The sequence below is a fragment of the Seohaeicola zhoushanensis genome (assembly GCF_014656415.1).
GTDB classification, from domain to species: Bacteria; Pseudomonadota; Alphaproteobacteria; order Rhodobacterales; family Rhodobacteraceae; genus Seohaeicola_A; species Seohaeicola_A zhoushanensis.
In genome coordinates this window covers 69,520-88,195 of sequence record NZ_BNCJ01000001.1, presented here as the reverse complement: position 1 = coordinate 88,195, position 18,676 = coordinate 69,520, and the positions used below count along the sequence as shown (strand labels likewise).

Annotated in this window: 11 protein-coding genes; 1 reads left to right on the top strand and 10 read right to left on the bottom strand. The window is 66.3% G+C overall.

All coding sequences use genetic code 11. From position 1 onward, the window contains the following. The 9 genes from IE266_RS00475 to IE266_RS00435 all read right to left on the bottom strand — a co-directional run bounded on the left by IE266_RS00475 (nucleotide 1) and on the right by IE266_RS00435 (nucleotide 16,610). Nucleotides 1-3,462: a collagen-like triple helix repeat-containing protein gene (locus IE266_RS00475; protein WP_189678066.1), complete on the bottom strand. Its 3,462-nt coding sequence runs from the start codon at nucleotides 3,460-3,462 to the stop codon at nucleotides 1-3. Beyond that, nucleotides 3,459-5,951, bottom strand: coding sequence for a hypothetical protein (locus tag IE266_RS00470; RefSeq protein WP_189678065.1), 2,493 nt, complete (start codon nucleotides 5,949-5,951; stop codon nucleotides 3,459-3,461). Before IE266_RS00470 ends, IE266_RS00475 begins: the two co-directional genes overlap by 4 nt. After that, on the bottom strand, nucleotides 5,944-9,582 hold the full coding sequence (locus tag IE266_RS00465; protein WP_189678064.1) for a phage tail tip lysozyme: 3,639 nt from the start codon (nucleotides 9,580-9,582) through the stop codon (nucleotides 5,944-5,946). Before IE266_RS00465 ends, IE266_RS00470 begins: the two co-directional genes overlap by 8 nt. Continuing rightward, a complete protein-coding gene (locus IE266_RS00460; protein WP_189678063.1) occupies nucleotides 9,579-11,702 on the bottom strand; it encodes a hypothetical protein in 2,124 nt (707 codons plus the stop codon). Before IE266_RS00460 ends, IE266_RS00465 begins: the two co-directional genes overlap by 4 nt. Then, nucleotides 11,699-12,262 (bottom strand): hypothetical protein, encoded by a 564-nt coding sequence (locus tag IE266_RS00455; protein WP_189678062.1) that lies wholly within the window; start codon nucleotides 12,260-12,262, stop codon nucleotides 11,699-11,701. The genes IE266_RS00460 and IE266_RS00455 overlap by 4 nt, the downstream gene beginning before the upstream one ends. Next, entirely contained in the window at nucleotides 12,262-14,472 is a 2,211-nt protein-coding gene (locus IE266_RS00450) for a phage tail protein (RefSeq protein WP_189678061.1), read from the bottom strand. The genes IE266_RS00455 and IE266_RS00450 overlap by 1 nt, the downstream gene beginning before the upstream one ends. After that, nucleotides 14,469-15,068 carry a phage connector family protein gene (locus IE266_RS00445; protein ID WP_189678060.1) on the bottom strand — a complete coding sequence of 200 codons (600 nt, stop codon included), beginning with the start codon at nucleotides 15,066-15,068 and terminating at the stop codon, nucleotides 14,469-14,471. The genes IE266_RS00450 and IE266_RS00445 overlap by 4 nt, the downstream gene beginning before the upstream one ends. A gap of 56 nt (nucleotides 15,069-15,124) precedes the next feature. After that, a complete protein-coding gene (locus IE266_RS00440; RefSeq protein ID WP_189678059.1) occupies nucleotides 15,125-15,580 on the bottom strand; it encodes a hypothetical protein in 456 nt (151 codons plus the stop codon). 82 nt (nucleotides 15,581-15,662) lie between these two features. Then, a complete protein-coding gene (locus IE266_RS00435; RefSeq protein ID WP_189678058.1) occupies nucleotides 15,663-16,610 on the bottom strand; it encodes a phage capsid protein in 948 nt (315 codons plus the stop codon). Between the two features lie 501 nt (nucleotides 16,611-17,111). On the opposite strand from IE266_RS00435, the gene IE266_RS00430 reads away from it, so the two are divergent. Continuing rightward, nucleotides 17,112-17,735 carry a hypothetical protein gene (locus IE266_RS00430; protein WP_189678057.1) on the top strand — a complete coding sequence of 208 codons (624 nt, stop codon included), beginning with the start codon at nucleotides 17,112-17,114 and terminating at the stop codon, nucleotides 17,733-17,735. A gap of 151 nt (nucleotides 17,736-17,886) precedes the next feature. Here the strand turns inward: IE266_RS00430 and IE266_RS00425 are convergent, their stop codons facing one another. Next, the gene (locus IE266_RS00425) at nucleotides 17,887-18,666 is read right to left on the bottom strand and encodes a hypothetical protein (protein ID WP_189678056.1); all 780 of its coding nucleotides are present in this window, start codon (nucleotides 18,664-18,666) and stop codon (nucleotides 17,887-17,889) included. Nucleotides 18,667-18,676: the final 10 nt, after the last annotated feature.

Below are 18,676 nucleotides of genomic sequence, written 5' to 3'. Positions count from 1 at the left end.
CTATCCGTTCACACACATCCACGAGGTCCCAATGCGCACGAGGTGCGCGACCTTGTCGGTGCTGCTGAGGGTGAAATCGGCGCCAGAGGCGCAGATGATGTTGCCGACGCCGTGCTTGATTACGACATCGCGGGCGCTGCTTTCCGTCCGCAGGTAGAGCACCTGGCCGCCGGGCGCGTTGGTCGACTGGATGGTTTCGAGATCGTCGGACGCCGCGTCGGCCTCGGTGTCGATCCGATGCACGATGCTGTGGGGTGTGATCGAGCCGGCCGCGATCGTCAGCTCGCCGCCAGAGCGGGCCAGATACCAGGCGCGATCCCGGACGCCGTTGGCATCGTAGGCAAGGATATCCGTCCCGTCGATCTTATGCGTGACCTCGGTGCCGTCGTATTTCCATTCGAACGTGGCGCCGTTGATGTTGTAATAGCGCCCGAGCTTGCCGCCCGGGCGAAAGTGCCGCTCGATCGGCTTGGCAATGTCGGTGCGCGCCCAGAGGATGTTTTTCGGCTGACCAAACTCGGAGGTGTAGGGCGTGCTGCGGGCGTCCACATCGCCATAGCTGGATACCGCCATGCTGGCCGGGAGCCAGTCGCGCGACGTGTTGCCGGAATAGCTGGCGGTGATAATCACATAGTCGCCGCGGTTCAGCTGGAAGCTGACCGTGCCCCCCGCGCCGCGCAGCACGATCGAGTTGTCCGTCAGCACGTCCATGTCCTGGGCGACAACATACAGGGCATTGACGGTCGCGCTGGTCGGCACCTTCACGTCGCAGTTGCCGCTGACCAGCCCGCGCGCCGTGCGGCCGCTGCTATCATAGGCGAGGAACTTGGCAAAGGTCAGCCTTCCAACCGCGCCGGCAGGCTGGTTGAGCAGGTTCCAGTCGGTGTAGTCGCCGTCGAAGTCGGTGTAGCCGGCACGCGGGAAGACCCCGATCGTGCAATTCGCCACGCCCGCGATCAGCCCGCCCGAGGGGTTGGGGCTATTGTCGGCATAGATGCGGACACGCGGGTCCATGACGACCACGCGGTCGGCATTGGCGCCCAAGTCGTCGGGGAACCTGTTGGTGCCCCCGGAGATGTAGGAGCTGTTCGTCATCTGCAGCGACTTGCCGAACAGCTGCACTGTCGACGCGTCGATGTCGCCATTCAGGAAATAGGCGTTGTTGCCGGTGTTGTAGCACTCGATCGACACCGGTCCGCCGAGCTCAATCCGATCATATCGGGGAGAGGCGGCACTGCCACCGAAGCCCTGCATGACGTGGCATCCGATGTAGAAGACATCCCCGGTGCCCTTCGACTTCTCCTTGAAATCGACCTCGCTGGAGAGGCCGTCAAAGTAGAAGTCCTCGCGCTCGGCATTCCGGGCGCCAGCCTTGCTATAGTCGTCAAGCAGCAGGATCGCGGACTTCGACCAGCCGAGCGTGCCGCCTCGAACCATATGGTCCTTGGTGAGGTGCACGATGCAGTCTCCGGTGTAGTTGGTCTGGTTCGTATTGCCGCCTGCGCCCATGCGCCCGTCGAAATCATTGGCGTCTTCGCTACCCAGCAGCCACTGCTTGCAGTCTGGGTCGTAGATAACCAGGCCGTTGTTCGACCGATCGAGGATCAGGTGCCCATACTTCCGGAAATGGTAGACTTGGCGGGGCGTAATCTGGGTACCGGTGCAGGTGTGATACCGGATGCCCGAGCACCAGAACTTACAGTCGATCGGGCCGAGCTCCACGATGGATCGCTGGAGCTTCAAGTTGAAGATCGGCAGAGGCGCGATCTCTGCGACCGGGACACCAGCCGACAGATAGGTGCCGGCATAGTGGGCCTCGAAATCGCCGCCGCCGGTCGCTTGGATGCGGCATGGAATGTAGGCACGAAGCTCACCTGATGCCCCGCCAGACTTGGTGATATGCAGCGGGCCGGAGGCGAGGAAGTCGCTTTCGCACGAGAAGAAGACGTTCGGTTCAGCGTCGGTTCTGCCGTCCCTAGACAGGTCGCAGGCGAATGCTGCGGCCGCATTGAACTCGTCGGTGCGATCAACGGGGATGCCGTCGGAAGGCAGCGTGCAGCCGAACCATTCGGCCTTGATGCCCCGGTAATAGACGAGCTTCAGCCGGACGCCGGTGCCTTGCACGATAACACTGCCGTCGACCGTGCCCACCCCGTCGGCGATGACCAGGTATTCTGCATCGCCTTTGTCGCCGGCGTAGCCTCTCCCGCGCGTCGCAACATATTTCCCGACGGTGAGACCTGTCGCGCCGACGGCGGCTGTCAGCGTTTCGAACCGCCTGGCAAGGCTCAGGGCATTCACATCGACCGCCGGACCTTGGGGGCCCTGCGGACCCTGCGGGCCTTGCGGGCCTGCCGGGCCGGTTGCCCCCGTGGCACCCGTTGCGCCGGCCGCGCCGGTGGGACCGGTGGGACCGGGATCGCCCTGCGGGCCCTGGATCATGCCGTAGTCGATCCAACCGGAGCCGATCCAGACATACTGATGACCGTCCGCGGTCACCAGGTAGGCGTCTCCATCGGCGTTCCCCGAGGCGGGAAGCGATGGAACGTCAGCCACGCTGCCTTTCGGCGTGATACCGGTTCCGGCCGCGCCCTGCGGTCCGGTGGGCCCCTGCGGACCTGTCGGCCCAGTGGCGCCCGCTGGGCCCTGGGCGCCGGTGGCGCCGGTGGCCCCAGCGGGTATGCCAAACGTCAGCAGCCCGAATTCCGCGCTATAGGCGGCGGTTGGTGTCTCTCCTGCAGCGAGCGGATTGGCCGCCACTGCGAGATCGAGAATGCTGGCCGCCGCCTCCGAGGCTTCCGCCGCCTTGGTAGTTGCGGTTTCCGCATTCGTTATCGCCGTAGCGGCGGAAGCAGCTGCCGCACCTGCACTCGCTGCCGCTGCTGTCTCGCTGTCTTCCGCAGCATCGGCATGCCCAGCCGCCGCCGCTGCTGCAGCCACGGCCGCGCTCGACGCGACCGATACCGCGTCGAGCTCGTCCTGGGTCGGCGCATCCAGCAGCGTCATCGCACCCGCCTCGTCAAACACCGGCATCTTGCCGGCGCGCGCGGCGTCCAGCGGCAGATCTTCCCCCGCATCGCCATGAGGCAGCAGGAACGGAATTCTGCGGGTGCGCTCCCATGTGTCCTGGACAGCGAGGGTCAACTTGTCGAGCTGGGCGGCAAGGCCCTGTTCGCGGGCAGTCTGGCTTTCCCAGCCCTGCTCAATCGCCGTTTCGCGAAAGATCAGGAGGCTCCACCCGGCGTAGGTTGCTGCCGGCCCGGCGCCCAGCGTGAGGGTGCCCGTGAGACCATCGACGGCCAGGACAATGGTGTAGTCGGACGGGACCAGCGTCACGCTGTCGGCGCCATCGCGGACCTGAACGACAATGTCTGAGCCACTCAGGAATGGATGAGTGATCTCGTAGGGTCCGGTGCCGGCAACCAAATAGACAGGCGTCGGTGTCTGGGTCTCGGTCGTCATGGGCGGCCTCCGAGGGCATTGGTCAGATCGGGGGTTCGGTCAGGGGTAGCAGCGCCACGCGGCCAGAAGCTGCGCGTGCCATAGTCCTTCTCGCGCCGGCGCATCTGGCGGTGCCATTGCTGCTCGGCTTCAGGATCGAGGAAGGATTGCAGCGTGTCCGCCACCAGCCGGTCATAGGCGAGGCGGGTGTACCAGAGGCTCGATGCAACCGGCGTGTTGTAGCGCGCGAAGTTCGCGATATCGCGGCCGAAGAGCGTGCCCTTGCCCTCGATCAGACGCTGTACGTTCGAAGCGACGGGACGCATGACATCGCTCGCCAGGCCCGCCACAGGGCCCGCCAGCGTTTCGCCAATTCCGCCACCAGAGCGACTGGTCTCCGAGCTGAAGAAGTCTCCGAAGATCCCGAGACCGCCGCCCTGCATTAGGGCAGCCATCCAGAACTTGCCGGTGTCCATCGGGCGTGGATCGTTGCCCTTGGCCAGTTCTTTCAGTTGCACAGCGAGGGCGCCGAGCGTGATGAGGCCGACTGAAACCTTCGCGGCATAGACCGCTTTAGACCAGGGCGTCGGCCTCCCGATGAACCGGCGGTACTGGCCGAGCGTCAATGAAAGGGCGAAGTTCTTGTATTGTGCGGTGCTGCGAAGGAACTCGCCGGCAAAGGTGCCTGGCTTGTTCCCCCGCAACACGAAGGCCGTCCCTTCAAGCGAAGCGTTGGGGATGGCGATTTCCATCTGTTCCTCGATCGCCATGTCCAGGCGCATCGCCAGCCCCTCGGCCTGGGCGCGGGTCAGCTTCGCCTGGTGTTCGAGGAAGTGATGGGCGGTCAGGAAGGTCTTGCCGCCGCCGGCGTCGAAGAGTGTCGCGGGATCGCGCAGAAGGTCCCAGTCAGCGGCCGTGATGCCGCGATCGGTGAAGAGCTTCTTCAGGGGCGCGTCGATCTGATCGAAGGCCTTCCCGGCGTTGTCCGCGAGGTAGCCCGCGAATTCCATCTTGAAGGCGGTGCGGGCCATGTCGGTCCAATAGGCCAGGCCCGAGGCGCGCATGGTGATGTTGGACAGGAGCTCGGGCAGCTCGCCGGACATGACCTCGCCGGTGAAGCGAGCGGTCGTGCTGCCGGCATTGGCCAGCGTATCGGCAATATAGCCCATGCGGGCGGCCGTCTCGCGGGTTGCATGGCTCGCCATCAGCTGGACATGGCGCGCCGTCACATTGTTTGGGTTCAGCCCGGAAACGGCAGCGCCTATCCTGATGGTCGCCAGGTCGGTGGTAGAAGACAGGATGGCCGAGCCAAGCTGGATCGAGGTCAGAACCTGCCGAGCGCCTGCGAAGAACCGCCCCCAGCTTTCGGCTTCAGCCACGCTGGCGGAGCCGTCCAGATGCGCGAGCATTGTCTTGGCCGTTCCGGCCGCTGACTTCACGCGGGCTTCCAGCTTCCAATCGCTGGCCGTCGTCGCGCGCTTGGTCGCCACCTGCGACGCGAATTCGAGGCCCAGTTTCGGGTTCGGTCCCAGAACGCGCATCAGCGCGACATCGCGCGCCATGCCGTGCAGCTGCCCGATCATCGCGCTGAAGGGATCGGCGCTTCCGAACTTGGCGTTGTATTCGAGCCAGTTGCTGCCGTCCCGGAAGTGCAGCACCCGAGCCTCGGCGCGGGTGTTGTAGAGCGCCTTGCCGCCGACGGTCATCTTCGGGAACTGATCGTCCCAGCCACGGGTGACGATGCCCTGGTAGACGTCGCGCAGGAAGGCAGCCTCGGCTGCCGGCGCGGGACGTCCGCCTTGAGCCGCAAAAGGCTGGCCGGTCTTCTTGTCGATGATCCGGTCCCACGCCAGGCGCGGGGCAATCTCTTTCGCCCAGGTGTCGAAGCCGGCCTTGCGCAGCCGCGCGGTGTCGTGGCTGTGCGCCAGGCCGTAGTCGGCGATCTCGCCGATGTCGCCACCGTGGGCGTTGAAGGCCTGGCGCATCCGCTTCTGCTGGTGGCGCACTGCGTCGGCCAGCTGCACCGCGCGCGGCTTGCCGGTGGCCTCGCCATGCAGCTCGCGCACGACGTCCTTCAGCAGGGCGACGTCGCGGCTCTTGCCCAGGAGGTTGCGGCCGGTCGCCTTCAGCACGTCGTTCAGGCCGGCATTGATCGAGCGCACATAGGCGTTCTTCAAGCTGGACACGCTTTCGCCGGTAAAGCCGGAGCCTTCAGTGAACTCCAACAGGTTCTTGAGCGCCACTGCCGGATCCGGGCTGTTGCCGATCAGGTCGCGGATCCGAACCATGCTCTGGAGCTGGTTCAAGACCATATGCCTCCGCGACCGCCGTGCCCTTGAAGTTGCCTCTTTCAAATGGGCGACGGCGGTCGCTTCAGCCTGGTGGCGCGGCATCGCCTGAGAGTACCGCTCCACAAGCTGGTCATATTCCCAGCGCGCTCCGTTGGCGCGCACCTGGTCGAGCTGGCCCGCGTCCACGGCGCGCTGCAGGCAATCGTGCAGGTTAGCCATTGGCGGATCCTTTCGTTGCGCAAAGGCCGATCACGGTGTCCAGCGCCTCGTCGGCGTCCAGTTCGTCCAGGAGCTCGCGCGCCGAGACGGTGTTGCCGTCCGGCAACGTCAGCTCGACGTCATTGAAACCTGCGTCGGCAGGCGCTATATCTGGCGTGGAGGTATCCCCCATGACACCAGTGTTTGCAGATTGGGACGGCCGACCGGCGGTTCTGTTCTCGGCCGCGCGCGGTGAGGCGCTTGCGCTGCTCGAACGCGGCGGGGCCTGGGAAGCGGTCGATGCGCTCGATGTCGCCGAAAGCGGCCGAGTGGTCGCCTCGGCCGAGGATCTCAAGTCCAGGTTCGCCAGCACCTTCGGCGCATTCGAGCCGCCGGCAACCTTCGCCAGCGAAGCATCCTCGCGGGCCAGCGCCGCCGAATAAAGCTCCATCTGCTCGGCTTGCAGCCGCTCGATCTCGGCCGGATCACTTGCCGATCGCGACTGCGTGTAGAGCTTGTGGCCCGTCTTCTTGGCCGCGATCATTTCGGGGGTCCAGAGCTGAACCTCGGCCAGCAGGCCGTTCGGGGTCTGCACCAGCACCTTGCGGTCCAGGTAAGACACCGGGTTGACGTTCCAGCCTTCATCCATCACGCCAGCAGCTGCGGCCAACCGGGCGACGACCTGGTCGGCTTCCTCGGCGGTGCGCACGATGAAGCCCGCGCGGGCCACGTCAGTGATCTGATTGACGTGCGAGTATCGCTTGCGGCCCATCTTCTCGTCGGCCGTCGCGCGCTTCTTGAAGCCGGGATCCTTGAAGGTCACGCCCAGCTCGTCCTCGATCGACTTGCCCAGGCGCGCCAGGAAGGCCTGAGCCTCGGGCGCCAGGGCAAAGATGTCGTCCATGGTCTTGACCGGCTGGGCCTGCTTCAGCTGCGCTTCCAGCGCCTTCGGATCCGCGACCTCGGCCATGGCCGGCCGCGAGGGGGCGATTGCCGCCAGCTCCTGCTCGGCGAGATCCGCGGCAGCCTCGGCCTCGGGGCTGGCCGCGCCGTCGTTGTAGGCGCTGTCCGGCAGATCCTGCACCTCGGGTTCGCGGGCCATCGCCCGCGCGGCACCCATCTCGGTCAGGTCGCCGAAGGCATCGGGCGCAATGCGCTTCAGCACGTCCAGCGGGCTGGGCGGATCGAGCAGCGCGTCGCCGGTCTGGCCCGCCTTGCGCGCCTCGGCGGCGTAGCGGCGCAGGAAGTCGGCGATCTTCGCGAATGGTGCCTGGCGGCCATTCGGGGCGAAGAGGCGCACCAGGGCCTGCGTCAGCGGCGCGACGGCACCGTCCAGCAGGTCGACCTCGGCCAGCAGTTCCTCCAGCAGCTCGGCGACCTGTCCGCCGCGTTCGGCCAGGTCGCGGGCGGTCACGATCAGCCGCACCGCGTCCAGGATGAAGGGCGTGATGTCCATCTCCGGGCGCACCAGGCCGGCGTCGATGTCTGCGCGCAGCATCGCCACGTCGGGCGCGGCCGAGGCGAGGGCGTCGAGCAGGCCCTTCAACTCGCCCGGTTCGGCCTCCAGGGCGCGGGCGACGATGTCGGGTGCATCCCAGGCACGGGCAAACAGGCTGTCCTGGATCTGCCGGATCCCGTCCGCGCTGATGCGCCCATCGGGGCCGACGAAAGCATTGCGTTCGGCGCGCGGGAAGTGGCCCGCGAAATCGCGCGCGAAGTCGCGGTTCGAGGCCGCGCTCAGCTTGGTAGCAGGATCGAGCCGGCCCAGCAGATCCGCATTGAGCGCGCGGGTGCCGACGCGGGCACGCTCGGCGGCCGTCATGCGGGCGACGCCGCTGTCCTGCGCCTCGACTACCAGCTGGCGGCGCGCAGCATCGTCCAGCTCGGAGGTGCGCCGCGCGACCAGGACGGGACGTTCGATGCCCTCGGGGATCGGCGCGCCGGTGGTGGCCTCGATCTGCCGACGGTAGGCGTCGGCGCGATCCGGGTGCCGGTCGTAGGCGCGTTCGATCGCGGCAAAGCGGCCGTTGCCGCTCTCGATCACGTTGTCCGGCCCGATCAGCGGTGCGCCACGGTCGGCGGTGGGGGCAGGCATCAGAAGGGCGGGATCGAGGCGGGCGGCGGTGTCGCTGACCCAGGCATCCGAGGCGACGCGGCTGCGGTCGCGCGGTTGCAGATCGCCCGAGGCGCGGCGCAGGAGCGAGGCATCGACAACCTCGTATTCCACATCGACGCGCATGGTGTCGCCAACCGCGACCTGGCCAGTGCCGGTGTAGCCGCGGCTGGTGCCGTAGCCGGTAAAGGTGGTGGTGCCCTCGGCGCTGGTGCTGACTGCCCCGTCCCACCGCGGCACGGATCCGGCCTCGTGCTGCTGGGCAATATGCGAGGCATAGGCCACGCGGCGCGGCAGATGCGGGGTGCCCGGACGCTCGTAATACTGCGAGACGAGAGCGGCGGCCTGCCGGGCGTCCGACGCCTGGGAGATCTTCGCCATGGCGCCAGCCTCGGTGGTCGCCAACTCGTGCATCACGAAGTCGATCTGGGTGTCCAGGTCGCCGGGATCCTTGCCGGCCCTGGATGCGAAATCCAGGTAGGCGTGGCGGCGCGGTCCGTTCCATTGGGCGATGCCGAAGGCGTTGCCGCCGTCGCCGACGGCGCGGGTGTTCAAGCCGGCTCCGCTTTCGGCCATGAAGTTGCCGACGAAGCCGGCCGCGATATGCGGCTCCATTCCGCGTTCCAGCAACCGGCCGTAGACATAGCCGATGCGGTTGGTGATCGGGCTGGCATTGCCCGAGCGGGAAAAGTCGAAGTCGCCCATTCGCAGCAGGTCGCCGAGTGTGCCCGCGGCCGGGCGCTCGATCTCGGCGCCGGGTCCGAATTCCATCTCGTGACGCCGGGCCTCGATCTCGTCCGAATGCTCGATCTCGCTGACGCCGTCGGGGCGGCTCTCGCGGGTCACGGCCTTGCGGCCGACGGCGTAGCGCACCAGGCGCTCGGCACCGGCGAAGGTCAGGCCGAGAAGGCCGCCAGCTGCGGCACCGGTTGCCAGACGAGGCAGCACTGCCGGCGTCGGCAGGTCCAGGTCCTCGGCCACCTCGAACTCGCGGGGCAGCACGAGCGCCTCGCCGGCAGCGCCCAGCAGGGCTTCGCGTGCGGTGATCTTCCAGAGGGCGCCGCCGGCGCCGAGTGGAGCCATCGCCAGGCTGATGGGATCGGTCATCGCCCGCGCGCTGCCGCCCAGGAACCCGGCCAGGCCGCTGCCGGCATCCATGACGGCTTCTGCATCGTCCAGGACATCGCGCCGGCGGCGGTTCACCTCGGCTGTCATCTCGTCGCGGGTGGCGGGCAGCCCCTCCCAGGCAGGATCGCCGGCGCTGCGCAGCTTGCCGGCCTCATTCAGCAGCATGGTTTCCTGGCCGGCCGCGTCGTTGATGTTGCGCTGCCGGTAGTTCCAGACGCGCTCCTTCGCGGCATCGTCCAGCCGGTCGTAGATCGACATGAACAGCTGGTCACGAACGCGGGCCGAATAGGACCAGGCGTCGGTGCGCACGGTCTCGGCCCGCCACGCGGCCCCGGCAGTTTCCCAGAAGCCGGGATCTGCCTCGGCGGCACCGGGCTGACCGGTAAGATCGGGGAGGGCGGTTTGTGTCACTGCGTCGCCTCCCGCAACCGATTCAGTGACATGACGAAGGGTTTCCCTTCCGTGTCCTGAAGATACAGGCGGCGACTGCCCTGCTGCCGATAGAGCAGGTAGCTGTCCGTCGGGCTGCCGTCGGGCCAGACGGCTTCGATGCGCAACTGGCCCCAGAGCGAGCGGGGCGCATAGTCCTCGCTGGCCGGATCCCCGAAATCCGGGACCTGTTTGCCGGTGACCGAGGCCTGCACCAGCCGCTTCAGCTCAACCGGCTTGAAGTGATGCGCGCCTGGGCCGCCCTGTTGTTTCGGATCGTCGTAGACCAGCGGCCGCGAGAGATCGGCCTCGATAGCATCGAAGCCGTGTTCCACCTCGTCTCGCCCGATGTTGACCGGCAAGGGCACGGTGTAGCGGCTGCCAATGCCGCCCAACTCCTGCAGGCCGCCGACCTTTTCGCCATTGCCGCCAAGCGCCCGGTTGACGGCGCGCTCGAATGCCTCGTTGTCGATCGACGCCGGATCCGCATCGGGGTTTTCGCCGGCGTAGATCGCGATCGCGCTGGTCAGCACGCGCTCGCTCAGCTGGTTGAGGTCGCGGAACTCGCCGCCCGTCACTTCGTGGAACAGCTCGATCGCGTCGTTGCGGCTCGGCGAAATCGCCGTCTTGTCATCGAGCTTCGACTGACCGTCGAGGATGGCGCGCTGCGTCGCCTTCGGAGCGCCGAGCCGAACAAGGTCGGTCACCCAGTCAAGCGCCGGATCGTCGCTGATCTTGCGCGCCTCTGCCGCCGCGTTCTTGCCGAGCCCCTGCACCAGCTCGTTGGCCAGGGCGAGGCGCACGGCGGGATCCGCGCTCTTGTTGGCGAACTGCTCCAGGCTCTCGCGCTCGGCGTCCGACAGGATGTCCGTGCTCTTGGCGCCGTGAAGGACGCGGTCCTGCTCGGCCCAGTCGGTGCGCGCGCGAAGCGACTGGGCGAGGTTGCCGGGCTTGGCCGGGTCGAAGGTCAGCAGCGGCGGCACATCGCGGCCCAGCTCCTGGGCATAGGCCACATAGTCGTCGCCATAGCCTGCTTCGTGCTTGGCCAGCGTGTCTTCCAGCAGCTTCAGCCGGTCGGTCTGCCACTCGTGCTGTTTCTTGCCGGCCTTCTCCGAGGCGATCTCCTTCTTCAGCTCGGCCGGCGTCATGTGCAGGATCAGCTTGCCCTCGTCGCGCAGGGCCAGAGCCGCCTTCGCCTCGGCGGCCTTCGGGCGCGCCAGGACCTCGGGGTCGTTCAGGAACTTCTCGTCCACCGCCTGGGCACCCCGGCCGGCGATGCCGATGATCTCGTCCAGGCGATCGTCAAGCGCCTTCGCGCGCTCCTTCGCGGCCTTGTCGGCGGCGACCTGCGCGGCCTTGGCATTGGCCTCGATCGCGTTCTGCGCCTGGGCGCGGTAGCGCGCCAGGTTGTCGGCCGGAATGCCGGGGAACTGTCCCGCGTCGGCGGACTTCTGGAAGGCCTCGGGATCCGCGCTGATCATGTTGATGGCGCGGGCGTTGTCGCCGTCGGAGCGGAAATCCTGCTTGCGCTTCTGGCCCTCGGCCGCGTCGTATCGGCCCGCGGCCACGTCGGCGTCGATCATCGCGTCCAGATCGGCCAGCGTCTTGTCGCGCAGCTGCTCGTCGCCCGAGGCATAGACCTTCGCGGCCTCGTGCGTGTAGGCCATGTAATTCGCCTGGCGCTCGGCACGGCGCAGCTCCAGGGTGCGGCTGCCCAGGCTGAAGGCGTGGCGGTTCGCCAGGTCGTCGAACGCGAGGCCGAAGCGCTCCATGTTCTTCGGGTCGACCCGCGCGCGACCGTCGGCGCCAGCCTGGTTGTAGCTTGCCAGGAGCGCGGCCTTGCCTTCCTTCCAAGCTGTTTCGGCCGCATCCGGGTCGCCGATCTGCTCGGTCTTCAGGCGCAGGTCGTTCAAGTCGCGGGTGATGTCGACCTGCAGACGCTGCATCTGCCGATCGAGCCGGTCAGTCTCGAGCGCGGTGCCGACCTTGAACATCACGTTGCCGAAGTCGGCCACGGCCTCGGCAGCGCCGTTTGTGACCGGTGCGCCGACGCGCGCGGCGCGGCCCGGATCAGCGTTGGAGCGGGGGACCGTCAGGCTCATGCCAGCAGCTCCGGCCAGATCTCGGGAGCGGCGGTCAGGAATTGGCCGGCAGCACCAAAGCCGCCCTTCAGGAGCGCGCCCTGTCCCTGTGCACGCAAGGCGCGCTGGCTGGCGGTCAGCTCGGCCGCCGTAGCCTGACCGCCCTGGCGGATGGTCTGGGCCTCGTAGACCATTTCGGAAGCGGCGTTCTGGCCGAGGAAGATCGCGGTCGGGCTGTCAAGCTCGACGCCGCGCGACACCAGATCCGCGCGCTGCTGCGCCATGGCCGAGCGGAACCTCTGCCGGCTGCGCTCTTCGCGCGTGCTCGACAGAACCAGCTCGGTTTGCTTCTGCTGCTCGATCGCGGCGGCGCTGTTCTTGGCGGCATTGTTCGCCTGAATGCCGGTGGCCAGCGAGCCGACGATGCCTGTGACCATCCCGAGCGTCTGAAGCGTGCTGCCGATGGAGGCCGCGCCGGCTGTTGCCGCGCCGGCCGCTGCGCCACCAGCTGCTGCAGCCCCCGCGCCAGCGGCTGCGCCGCCGCCGACCAATGGTGCGAGAAATCCCGGCGGGAAACACATCAGGGACCCCCTTCGTCGATGTTAGGCGTGAGGGCGGTCACGGTCATGGGGGCGGCGCCAACGGGGTAGAAGCGCAGTGAGACCTCGTCCGCAAATCCGCTATTCGCGTCGACCCGTGCCGTGCCCGACCAGGCGGTGGTCAGATCGGCTGCGATCTGGCGGCGCAGGAGATCGTGCTGGCCGAGCTCGCGCGGCTCGGATCCGAACATGCGCTCGACGGCGGCGACGCGCCCGGCGGCGGTTTTGTAAACGTCGATGCCCTGCTTATCCAGGAGCCGACGCTGCCGGCCCTGGGTTGCCCCGTCCTTCGCGGCCGCCTGCAGTCCGAGGGTTTCGACCATGTGGGTGTCATCGAAGAGGCCGATCACTGCATGATTGACCTCGACCGGCAGCTGGATCGACCCGCCGACCGGGACGGTGAAGGGGCCATGTTGGCCCTTGTCCGTCCAGGCGTAGACGTCCTGGCCGACCAGGTGCGCAACCGTGAAGGTGTCCTCCGGCGCCCCCGGTTCGAACACTGACGCGGCAAAGACATGGATCGCCTTGTGGATCGGCTCGGTTCCGATCAGCACGCCGTAGATCAGCGCCTGCTCTTCGACATAGCGCACGGTCACGCCGTCGATCGTGCGGCGCACAACGAGGTTGACGATGTCGGTGCCGCCATCAAGGCCGGGTGTGACGTCGATGTCTTCGACCACGCCACCCGCCACCGGAATGACGGCCCAGCCGAGGACGTCCTGATCGGGGTCGTAGCCCACGACTGCCAGCGAGCCATCGCCCAGGATGTACCAGCCATAGCGCTGCGGCTTGGACTGCCAGACGCCGCGCCCGAAGCCGCGACCGCCCAGATGCTGGGAGGGAAGGGACAACTCAATCGGGCGCACGCCGTCTTCCTCGAAGGAATAGCGCAGTTCCTGGACAATGAAACCGCCGCGAGCGACGTGGATCGGATAGCCGTGGCCACCGATCGGCCGTTCCTTCGTGGATCCGTCGGGGCTGACCAGCTCGGTGTCGAAGGTGGTAGGGCTGATCGCGCTGCCGGGTGTATCGGACTTGCCGAGATAGACCTCGCCCAGGGCACCGATGTAGATGCCCTTCCTGCCGCGCGCCAGCCACTGGATCTTGTTCTGGGTCTGTGTCGCGCTGATCGTATAGGCGAAACTCTCGTCCGCCTCGGCGCCCGGCGTGAAATCCTCGAAGGCGCCCAGAGTGCTCGCCCAGACAGTGCGTGGCTCGCTCTCGGTGGCCGCCGCCCAGAAGCGCTGGATGTACATTTCAAGCGCGGCCGGCCATCCCTGCCGGACGCTCCAGGCGCCTTCGGACCAGCGGTAGGTCGCGGCCGCAACGATCGGCGCGGGGATCGTCTTCAGCACCTCGGCCGTGACGTGGTTGCTGTCCGTGTAGGCGGTGACACGGACGAGGCCGACCAGGTCAGAGATAAACTTGTATTTTGTGGTGCCGGTGGTCAGCACGGTGCCGGCCTCGTGGGTCGGCGGCTCCAGTCCGGTATTTGTGCCGGCGGTCAGCTCGTAGATCCGGCTGTCGAAGATCACCTTGTCGCCGACGCTGGCGGTCTGGTTGCCGACCCATTTCGGGATGTCGATGTCGGTCGGCGCCAGTCGGATCAGGCTGCCGACCCAGTCTGCCGAGAAAATGCCTCCGGTGGCGGTCAGCGTGATGGTGCCGGTGGCGGCCGATGCCTGGATGGTCAGGGCCTCGTCCAGGTTCTGGACCTTGAAAGGGCCGGTATCGAAGGCGGCGTCCGCAATCGTCCAGTTGTCGAGCGCGAGGCGGGTGATCTTCTGAACCGGGCCTTCGCCATCGGTCATGTAGATCACGTCCTTGTCCTGCACCCAGCTCAGCTTGTTCAGGTCGTTCTGCTTGAACGGGGTGGCGAGCTCGTAAGGCGAGCCGCCGGACAGCACCAACTCGCCGTAGCGCCAGACGCGCATGACCAGCCCGGTGAATTCCAGGCTCAGCGCGTCGTTGTCGGCGAACTGGAAGGGCACACGGCGGCACTTCTTGTTGTCCTTCGTGGTGCCCCGGTAGATCGAGCCGGGCGCGCGGGTGAAGCCGCCCTGGCGCAGCGGAATGAAGCCCGACATCGTGCGTGTGCCGGTCTGGTGGCGCTGGAAGTCCTCGCGCGAATGCAGCAGCGGGTCGATCTCGCCGCTGCTGAAGGCGTTCTGGCGGGGCCGGGTCGCGCTCATAGGATCGCCTCGGTCGCCCAGTCGGGTTGATCGTCGCGGCCGTCCAGGCGGAAGTGCGAGGCATTGGTGCGCTCGGCCATCTGCGCGGCGACGAGTATCTGGCCGCGCATGGTCGCCATGTCCTCGCGCTTGGTGCGAGATCCGACCCACTGCGGCGCCAAGCGCAGGGCCAGCTCGTAAGCGGCCAGCAGCGTGAAAGCGGGCGGCATGACCGCTTCATTGGTCTGCTTCGCGGTATAGCGGATCGTGAGGCTGGTGGTCTGGAGAGCGCGGAGCAGAGTGCCATCCTGCCGATAGGCCAGATCGTTCGGGTATACCTTGCGCAGGACGAGGCAGTCGCCGGGCAGCTGGAAGGTTCCGGGAAGGTCGGGATCCGCGAATACGCCGGCCGGCAACGCGCTGAGCGGCGGCAGGACGGTGAGCTTGCGGGCAAAGCTCCAGTCATACTCGGCGAGGCAGAAATTGATCGAGGGCAGGTATTGGTTGTCGAGGCTGGCGGCCAGGTCGCCACCATCGGCCAGCGAGGAAACCGGGGTCTTCTCCATGATCCGGCACGCCTGGGCGGTGATACCGGCGGTGGCGATGGGGTCGGCCATGGATCAGGCTCCGGTTCCAGGCGAGCGGGCAGGGCGGTCGGCCCCGCCCGTCGGTGTCAGTCGGTGAGGTAGGTCAGCTCGAAGGGCATCGAGCCCGCGCCGGCGGCATCGGCCTCGGCGTGCACCCAGAGCGAAATCATGCCGCCGGGATCGGCCGACAGGCCGAGCATGTCCCAGAGCTCCTTGGCGTGGTTCGCGGTGCCGCGCGTGGTGATCGTCTGGGTGGTGGCGGCCGATTTCGCGACATCGAGCAGCGCGTCGGTGTCGGTCTCCGTGCCGATGACCACCTGGGCAAAACCCCAGTTCTCGACGTCGAAGAACAGCTCCTTGGGGATGCAGCGCGAAGGCAGATCACCCAGGTGATACTTCGACGTGTTGCTGTCGGCGGCAGCGTTTGCCAGCGTGCCGGTCAGGGTCACCTGGCGGCCGCGGGCGCGCTTGGCATCCGCCGGCACGCTGGTGGCGTCGGCGGGATCGTGGATGAGGTCGGAACGGCCTTTGACTACAGCCATGTCTGGGTCTCCGTTTGGGTCCGGTCAGGGGGCCGGGAAGGAAGGGGAAACGGGGCCGGCCGCGCCAGCCCCGCAGGAAAAATCAGGCCGCTTCTTCGCAGCGGATGACGCGGACGCCGATGTCCTCGATCCGGGTGGCGTCCAGGTAGGCGTCCACCATGATCTGCGGCAGGTTGCGCTTGGAGGTGTCGTTCCAGATGCGGCCGTTGATGCCCTGCCACTCGCCGACGATGACGTTCTCCTTCGTCCAGATCGGGCAGAGGCGATAGCCATTGGCGTCGGTCGGCAGGCGGTTGGTGAAGATCCAGGTGATCCCCAGCAGCGTGGTCGGCTTGCCGCTCTCAATCTGCTGCAGCTGGAACTGGTTCAGCTGGGTCTTGGTCGCCAGGGCAAGGTTCAGCAGGTCGGTCTTCTGCTTCGGCGTGATGGCGCAGTAGACGGCCATTTCGGTCTCGAAACCGAAGTCCGCCAGCTCCATCGCCTCGGTCGCCTTGCGCAGCTTCTCGGTGTTCAGACCGGTGGAGCCGCCTGCGGCGTTGTGCGGGATGAAGTTGCCCGAGGGCAGGTCCGACAGATCGGTGCCCGGCAGCTTGCCGCCCGATGCCTGACCGAAGAGGCCACGGCCGGACATCTCCCAGCCGCCGCCGACTTTGGCCTTCACGCCCAGGATGCGGTCCTGCTGCTTGCGCACTACGGCCGCGACGTGCGCGCGCAGCAGCATCGAGGTCGAATCCATCGCGTGCTTGAACATCACGTCCTTGGTGATGAGCTCGCCGCTCTCGATGCCGATCGGGTAGACCAGCCAGCGGCGCGACTTGCCGGCCGGGTTGTCCGGGTTCGTGCGCGAATGCTCTTCGATGTCGCTCGCTTCGACCTTGCCGACCAGGTCGGCGGCGTTGACCGCTTCGCCGCTCGCCGGGATGACGGTGACCGCGCCCATGATGTGGTTGGTGACCTGCTGCGCGACCATCGCGACGTTGTCGCGGAAGAGTATCTTGTGATGGTCTTCGACCAGTTGTTCGTAGGACATGCTTGCCCCTCTCTCGAAAAATCAACGATGGTGGTTGGTTTTCGGAGGGGTCGCCCGGCTGCTGCCGGACCCGCACCTGACCGTATCGCGGCCTTGGCGCCGGGGCTTGTCCCGGATCAGACGGACCCCGCTAAGGCAGGGTCGCCCGTCAGGGGGGATTTCATCCCGAGATTTCGGCGGAAGTCAAACAAAATCTGGTTTGTGAAGCGACTAGCGGCCGAACATGTGGGTGTTTGGCGCGATCGACTTCGCTCGCGAACAAGATGGTGAATACGGGAACATAAGCGCAACAAAGCGAAACACAGCGCTGGACTCGCAAAACTGGCTTACCGTATATTGTGTGGGTGAGTGGACCGAGACACAACTCCCCAGCCATGTCTCGGCTTTCCTTCAGCAACCGCGCTGCATGCGGCTACCACTCACGGAACACTTGAAACTAGGCTCTGATTAGGGCCAACGTCAAGCCGCATTGCAGCGTCACTTCGCCCCAAGGAGGGGCAAATGACGATGGATCTTAATAAGTCCCGCGACCGGCTAGAGTGGGCTCGTGACGACTTGAGCTACCTCAAAAAGGCGACCAATTTTCGCCAGTTCGAACGAGCGTGGAACGACTTTCTAACACACGCAAACGGCGCGTTCGTCCAGCTTGAAGTTGCCTGCAAGTGCTCGGAACAGACCCGGCAATGGTACGCCGGCCAGAAACAAAGGCGCCAAGATGATCAGCTCATGCAGTATCTGCATGAAGCTCGAAATGCGGACGAACACTCGGTCGAGAAAGTCACACAGTTTCACCCTGGGAGCGTCATGATCGGGAAGCAGGCGGAAGGATATTCGAACGAAATCAGTTTCAGCCAAGGTCCTGACGGTAGGATGGATGTCCAGTCTCTCGACGGAAAACCAGTTCTGATCGAAGTCCGCAAACCGGAAGTTAGGCTTCGTCCCGTGACGGTAAAGCGCGGCGGTAAAGTCTATGGTCCACCAAAGTCTCACTTGGGCGCGTCGCTAGAGGATACGTCGCCCATCGCCATTGCAGAAAAGGCTGTCGAATTCATTTCGGGCGTACTGGCCGAAGCTGAGGCCAAATTTGCGTACACCATGGCCCGGAAGACGCATTCCAGAACATAGGCCCAATCTTCACCCAGGTTGTGCTCTCGCAGTTCTTCGAGGCCGGCCGTGACCATGTCTTGGGTGACTGGGATCTCCGGAATGCTCATTCGGACATTTCCCCTGGCATCATGGTGGCCGGCCCTTTTTTGGGGCCGGCCATCGTTTGAATTCAGACCTTCTGCCCCTGGGCAGCCAGCTTGGTCAGATGCTCTATGCGACGCTGGAGCTGTTCGGGAACCTTCGATCCCGGCCCGCCCTTCGTCGCCTCGAAATACTCCCCGCCAGGCGCGCGCAGCTTGTTCAGCTCGGCGCGGGCCTCGGCCGGCGTGGTGGTCAGGGAGCCGCCACCACCGCCGCCGTTGAAGGCGGAAAGCCGATCGTCACCCATCATCTCGCCGATCGCCTGGAACATGCGGATCACGTTGGCGTCGCCGACCTTCGGCGACAGCGTTCCGGCGATCTGTTCCAGCGCGGTGTTGTCGAGGCCCGCCACCTCGGCGATGACCTGTGCCGCCGCCTTTGCCTGAGCCTCCTTCACCGGATACTGGTCGCCCCAGTCCTTCACCAGCTGGGCGCGCATCTCGGCCGTCGCGGTTTCCAGGTCGGCCTGCGCCTTGCCCATCAGGCCCATGATGTTCTCGGCTTCGAGGTTCACGATGTCCTGCAGGGCCGCGCCGGACAGGCCGTGCTTATGCGCGATCTCGCGGGCCTTGCCCTCCAGCTCGGTGTTCCACTTGGCATCCTTCGGCCAGTTCTCCGGCGGCTTGACCTCGTATTTGTCGGGGCTCTCGGGGATCCCGAACAGAGCGGCGTTCTTCTTCATCCAGTCCGCGACGGGTTCATCCTTGCCGGGGCGGTCCATCAGCTGATCGGCCGGCTTGCCGAGCTTCTGTTTCGCGGCACGTTCCATGTCGGTCAGCTTGGCCACCGCAGCGACAGGATCGTCCACGGTTAGCCCC